This window comes from Agarivorans sp. 1_MG-2023 (genome assembly GCF_030548385.1).
Taxonomy (GTDB): domain Bacteria; phylum Pseudomonadota; class Gammaproteobacteria; order Enterobacterales; family Celerinatantimonadaceae; genus Agarivorans.
The window spans coordinates 1-1,322 of the sequence record NZ_JAUOSJ010000032.1 but is presented as its reverse complement, the minus strand read 5'-3'; the positions used below and the strand labels follow the sequence as shown (position 1 = coordinate 1,322).

1 protein-coding gene is annotated in these 1,322 nt (G+C 45.8%); it reads right to left on the bottom strand.

Features of this window, described 5'->3' with window-relative positions; genetic code table 11:
• Positions 1-6: 6 nt before the first annotated feature.
• Positions 7-1,236, bottom strand: coding sequence for an ISL3 family transposase (locus tag Q4592_RS21755; RefSeq protein ID WP_303516931.1), 1,230 nt, complete (start codon positions 1,234-1,236; stop codon positions 7-9).
• Positions 1,237-1,322: the final 86 nt, after the last annotated feature.

The window sequence follows — 1,322 nt, the reverse complement described above, 5'->3', positions numbered from 1 at the left end:
GGCTCTTCACCGTTCTTGGTGGAAAGTCATATCAAGCCCTCCAAAGTGAAATAAAATGGCTCGCTTAAAGCGTTCTTTATTTCTAAAACCCATTGCGCGTATTTTTAGTCGTTGGATGTTTCCGTTTATCGCTTCTGCCAAGCCATTTGATACTTTATAACGCATCGCATTCATGATGCCGTTTAGGTGCGTTTTCACGGTTTCTGCTGCTGTCATCATCGGCCTGATTTGACTAAACTCTATCAGTGCTAACCAGTCATCCCAAGCCGCTTTAGCGTTAGCTGCATTGCCATACCAAATGGCTCTGGCTTGTTCTTTAAATATCCAGCTCAGCCCAGTGTTTTGCATCATCTTGGCTAGCGCATTCACTCTTTCTCTCAATGTCCCATGCAGGTGGCTATTTCGTTTTAACCATCCATACCGTGTTTGGTGACATTCTCTTCTCAAATGGTGTGGCAAATCTATGAGTTCGCTTTTTCTCACTTCATTCACCGCTTTAGTCAGGACTTTTGCGATATGAAAATGGTCTATGGCTATCATTTGCTTAGCCCGCTCACCAAAGTAATCATATGCTGCGTTTATATACGCTCTGCTCATGTCCATTGATATAGACCGGGTATCCATTTTTGATTCAAGGGGCAATGCTTTAAAGCAAGCTGATAGGCTGAAGCTTGCTCTTCCATCTTCAACCGATATCACCTGGCCATCACGATTGGATAATACCGTGACATAGTCACGACCCTTCTTAAATGAGGTTTCATCCACCAGTAAGTCTTGGTAAATAATGGAGGTTCTTGCTGTCAGACCGCGTTGAACGGCTCGTGCCATAATACGGTCAATAGCTCCCCAGCTAATCCGGTAGGTTTTACTCACCGCGTATAGGGAACTGACTTTAAGCGTCTCTATAACGCGAGTCTCAAACAGCTCTGTGTAGCGGCTATTACTGGCAGCCCAAGGCACTTGAAGTGTTTGCACTCCATGCTCTGGGCAATCAGCCCTAGGTACTTCAGCTTCAATGCGAGTTTCAAACTGACAGGTATCTAAATGTCGCCAAATCCGACGCCGAGTATCGTGTCGACGAACCGCCTTACCGCAAGAAGGGCAAGCCGTTAATGAGCGTCGGTCATAGTCAACACGCACGGTGATGGTTTGGGTAGATTCATTCAGCTCAACCGATGAAACAGTCCAAGGGTGAGTGAGTCCAAGAATGGATTGATAAAGCGCGGTGTCTTGCATGGCTGGTGAATAATAGAAAAGGGTGTGCTGATATTACCCTAGCTCAACACAGTTGAAAGTCTTTCCACTGCATTCGGTGAAGAGCC